The 5,086-nt window shown below is 66.2% G+C and carries 3 protein-coding genes; all 3 read left to right on the top strand.

Annotated features, from left to right (window positions below):
* The coding region (locus RIF85_RS14445) for a glycoside hydrolase family 95-like protein (protein WP_309072597.1) at positions 1-2,050 on the top strand (2,050 nt) is incomplete at its 5' end.
* Positions 2,047-4,386, top strand: a complete 2,340-nt coding sequence (yicI, locus tag RIF85_RS14440; RefSeq protein WP_309072596.1) for an alpha-xylosidase — start codon at positions 2,047-2,049, stop codon at positions 4,384-4,386. The genes RIF85_RS14445 and yicI, both read left to right, overlap by 4 nt.
* On the top strand, positions 4,383-5,086 hold a 704-nt coding region (locus RIF85_RS14435; RefSeq protein WP_309072595.1), incomplete at its 3' end, for a family 1 glycosylhydrolase. The genes yicI and RIF85_RS14435, both read left to right, overlap by 4 nt.

Below are 5,086 nucleotides of genomic sequence, written 5' to 3'. Positions count from 1 at the left end.
GGAGCGCGGGCTCAGCTTCGGCGACGCTACCCACCGGACCAGCGCCCGGGGAACCGCGGGGCTCATCGAGCAGGAGACGTTCATCAGCGCCGCTGCGGGAGTGCTGGTCCACCGGATACGGTCCGCTGCACCGGTGGACATCACCGTCTCCCTGTCCACGCCGCTGTACGAAACGGGGCGTACCCAGGGGCGCGACGGCGTCGTACTGGAACTGAAGCTGCCCGCCGACGTAGCTCCCGGCCACGAACCGGGCGAACCGGCTCTGCAGGAGAACGTCGACGGCGTCACGCCCCTTGAGGGGGCGCTGTGCCTGACGTACCAGCACGACGGCGACGCTCACACGAGCGGGGAAGCCACCGTTTTCCACGGCGTCACCGAGCTGCTGCTGGTCGTCGCGACTGACACCACCTTCGCCGGCATCGGCCGGCAACCGGAAGGGTCCGCTGCAAGCTGTGCCGAGGCGGCACGCCGCCGTGCACACACGGCGGTCTCGACCGGCTGGGACGTATTGGTCGACCGGCATGCCGCCGCCCACCGGAAATTGTTCGACCGTGTTGTGCTCAGCCTGGACGCGGGCCCCCGCGCCCTGCCCGATCGCGAGGGCGTGCCTACCGACGTCCGGCTGCGCGAAGCCAACGCACACCCGGACGGAGTTCTGGCCGCCGATCCAGCACTGGTTGCCCTGCTCTTCAACTACGGTCGATACCTGCTGGTCGCCTCCTCCCGCCCGGGCACCCTTCCGGCTACGCTGCAGGGAATCTGGAACGAAGACATGCGTCCTCCGTGGTCCTCGAACTACACGCTCAACATCAATGCTCAGATGAACTACTGGGGCGTTGAGGCGGCGGCTCTTTCCGAATGCCACGAGCCGCTCCTGGACCTCGCGGAAGCGCTGGCCGAAAGTGGCCGGAGCACCGCCGGCACCCTGTACGGTGCACGCGGTTGGGTAGCGCATCACAACACCGATGCCTGGGCCTTCAGCTCACCGACGGCAGGTCACGCGAGTTGGTCCCAGTGGCCGATGGCAGGACCATGGCTTGTCCGGCAGCTCGACGAGCAGCGCCGCTTCGGCTCGGCCACCGCCGAGTTCACGCACAGGCTGTGGACGTTGGCCGTCGGTGCCGCCGAGTTCGCCTGCGACTGGCTGATTGACGACGACGGCGAGCACCTTCGGACCAGCCCCTCCACGTCACCGGAGAACTGTTACATCAGCGCCCAGGGTAGAACCGCCGTCGGAATCTCCACCGGCATGGACCGGACGCTCATCACCGAGCTTTTCCAGACGGTGATAGCGCTGGCACCGCTGGCAGGGCAGGCAGATCACCCGATCCTGACAGAGATCAGCCATGCACTCCCACGCATTGCACCACCGGCCATAGGCCGCGAGGGCAGGATCCTCGAATGGGGCGAAGAGGAGAAAGAAGCCGAGCCGACGCACCGACACCTCTCCCACCTGTTCTTCGCCTACCCCGGCAACGGCCCGACGCCGGAACTCTCCGACGCGCTCAACCTCTCTTTGGACCGTCGTGGGGACGACTCCACCGGTTGGTCCCTGATCTGGAAAATCTGCCTGCGTGCGCGGCTGGGACAGAGCGGGAAGGTCGCCGATCTGCTTCGACTGATGTTCCGTCCGGCGGACGAGGCGAATGGCCCACACGCCGGCGGGCTCTATGACAACTTCTTCGCCGCCCATCCACCGTTCCAGATCGACGGGAACCTGGGGTTCGTGGGCGCACTTGCCGAGGTGCTCGTGCAAAGTCACTCCGGCGTCATCCGGCTGCTGCCGGCCATTCCAGGCGAGTTGGGGAGCGGCAGCGTACATGGCCTCATCGCCCGGCCGGGAATCGCTGTGGACCTTGAGTGGCAGGACGGCCGGTTCACCGAAGCACGGCTGTCTCCGCGGCGAGCCGACGCCGCCGGCGAACGGCTGATTGCGCTCGGTGAGGACGTTGCGCCGGTGGAGCTCTTGTATGGCCACGTCACCACCGTCCGTCCGAACCCGGCAAGCGGCGCGCTCGACTTTTCAACAACACAGCAGGAGAACACGTGAAATTCACCGACGGATTCTGGGAGACACGTCCCGGCGTCGACGCGCTCTACGCGCAGGAGGCCTACGACATCGAAGCCGGAGACGGGCGCCTCACCGTTTCTGCGCCGACCCGGGTCATCACCCGGCGCGGCGACACCCTGAACCGTGCAATGCTCACCGTCACGCTGTCCAGTCCCCTGGAGGGCGTGGTCGGTGTGAAGGTCGAACACCACCGCGGCGCGTCAGGCTTCGGGGGATTCGACCTCGTCGGTGCCCAAGCAGGCATTGGAACGGCCAGTGCCGACTCCTCCGGCGGCATTCTCGAAGCCGGACCCCTGCAGGCACACATCGCTCCCGGCGCCCCATGGAATCTCACCTTCCAGGCCGATGGCCGCACCCTCACGAAGAGCGGAAAGAAGTCCATCGGGTACGTCACGCTGGGCACTGATGCATCGGTGTCGGTCGAACCGGTGGGTCCCACCGGGGTGAGCGCGACCGGGCGGCCGCCGTCGTCGTCGTACCTGCATGCAAAGCTGTCCCTCGGTGTCGGGGAGTTGGTCTACGGACTGGGGGAGCGGTTCGGCCCGCTGACCAAGAACGGCCAGACCGTCGACGTCTGGAACGCCGACGGCGGCACCGCGAGCGAGCAGTCGTACAAGAGCATCCCGTTCTACCTCACCAACCGCGGGTACGGGGTGTTCGTCAACCACCCGGAACACGTGTCCTTCGAGGTGGGTTCGGAGTCGGTCGAGGAGGTGCAGTTCTCGGTCGCGGGGGAGTCGCTCGAGTACTTCGTCATTTACGGACCAACCATGGGCGAGATCCTCCGCCGCTACACGGAGCTGACCGGACGACCGGCCCGGGTGCCGGCCTGGTCCTACGGACTGTGGCTCAGCACCAGCTTCACCACCGACTACGACGAGGCAACCGTCAACCACTTCGTCGACGGCATGGCCGAACGGGACGTGCCGCTGAGCGTGTTCCACTTCGACTGCTTCTGGATGCGCGAGTTCAACTGGACCGACTTCGAGTGGGACGAACGGGTGTTCCCCGATCCGGAGCTCATGCTCAAACGCCTGCACGAGAAGGAGCTGCGCATCAGCGCGTGGATTAACCCGTACATCGCGCAGCGCTCCGCCCTGTTCGAGGAAGCATCGGAGGCCGGTTACCTCGTCCGGAAGCCCGACGGCGACGTGTGGCAGTGGGACATGTGGCAGGCAGGGATGGGGCTGGTGGACTTCACCAACCCGGACGCCACCGCGTGGTACCAGGACAAGCTGCGCCACCTGATCGGCCAGGGCGTGGATTCGATCAAAACCGACTTCGGCGAGCGCATCCCCACCGAGGTTGTCTGGCATGACGGCTCATCGGCCCCGGCCATGCACAACTGGTACACGCAGCTCTACAACAAGGCCGTGTTCGAAGTCCTTGAGGAGCAGCACGGCAAGGGCAACGCCGTCCTCTTCGCCCGTTCTGCCACAGCCGGCGGGCAGCAGATGCCGGTGCATTGGGGAGGTGACAACTCGTCGTCGTTCGAGTCCATGGCCGAGACGCTGCGCGGCGGCCTGTCACTGGCTCTCAGCGGATTCGGGTTCTGGAGCCACGACATCGGCGGATTTGAAGGTAACCCGGACCCCGCCGTGTTCAAACGGTGGGTGGCCTTCGGGCTTCTCTCCAGCCACTCCCGGCTCCACGGGTCCACGAGCTACCGCGTCCCTTGGGCGTTCGATACCGGGGACGAACCGGAGGGCCTGAGCGCCGTCGACATCACGCGTCAGTTCGCCCACCTGAAGATGCAGCTCATGCCCTACTTCTACGCGGTGGGTCAGCAGGCGCATGAAGACGGGCTTCCTTTCATGCGGCCGCTCCAACTGGAATTCACCGACGATCCTGCGGTGGACTACCTCGACCGCCAGTACATGATCGGTGACAGCCTGCTCGTCGCTCCCGTCTTCAGCGACACCGGTGACGTCGCGTACTACCTTCCGGCCGGAACCTGGACGAACTACCTGACGGGGGAGGTTGCAACCGGCGGCTCCTGGCGTGCTGAACGACACGACTTCAACAGCATCCCGCTGTGGGTCCGTGAGGGCAGCGTGCTGGTCACCGGGTCCCGAAAGGACCGTCCCGACTACGACTACGCCGTCGATCCGCTGGTCACGGTGTATCCCGGCGAGCTGCGTTCGGACACAGTGCGGGTGACCAATCCGCTCGGTGAGGACCTCATCTTCACGATCGCACGCACGGACGGCACGGTCACGATCACCAGCAGCAGTAATGAACCGTTCCGCGCTCGACTTGCGTCGAATGGAACCACCCTCACGTCCACCAACGGAAAGGCAGTCCTCACGCCATGACCCAGCATCTCGAAGAGACACGCACCCACGTCGCGGGAAGCCCCGACTACCGCGACACCGGCCTCGAATTCCCATCGGGGTTCGTCTTCGGTTCAGCCACTGCCTCCTACCAGATCGAGGGCGCCCACGACGCCGACGGCCGCGGGCCCTCGATCTGGGACACCTTCAGCCACACCGAGGGCAAGGTCTGGAACGGTGACACCGGCGATGTGGCCTGCGACCACTACAACCGGCTCGACTCCGACCTGGACCTCATGAAGGACCTCGGCCTGGAGTCCTACCGCTTCTCCATCGCCTGGCCCCGGATCCAGCCCACCGGACGCGGCCCGGCCAACGAAGCCGGACTTGCCTTCTACGAACGGCTGGTGGACGGTCTCCTCGCCCGCGACATCAAACCGATCGTCACGCTCTATCACTGGGATCTTCCGCAGGCACTGGAGGACGACGGCGGCTGGACCAACCGCGCGACAGCCCTCGCCTTCGGCGACTATGCGCGCATCGTCGGTGAACGCCTCGGTGACCGGGTCGCGCTGTGGACCACATTGAACGAGCCGTGGTGCAGCGCCTACCTCGGCTACGGCTCGGGCGCCCACGCCCCGGGCCGCACAGAACCGGCCGCTGCGCTCGCCGCGGTGCACCACCTCAACCTGGCTCACGGCCTGGCGGTATCCGCCCTTCGGGAGGTCGTGACCAATGATCC

This window comes from Arthrobacter sp. (assembly GCF_031179385.1).
Classification (GTDB): domain Bacteria; phylum Actinomycetota; class Actinomycetes; order Actinomycetales; family Micrococcaceae; genus Arthrobacter_D.
The sequence above is the reverse complement of the archived record's forward strand: the minus strand, read 5'-3'. Positions and strand labels throughout refer to the sequence as shown.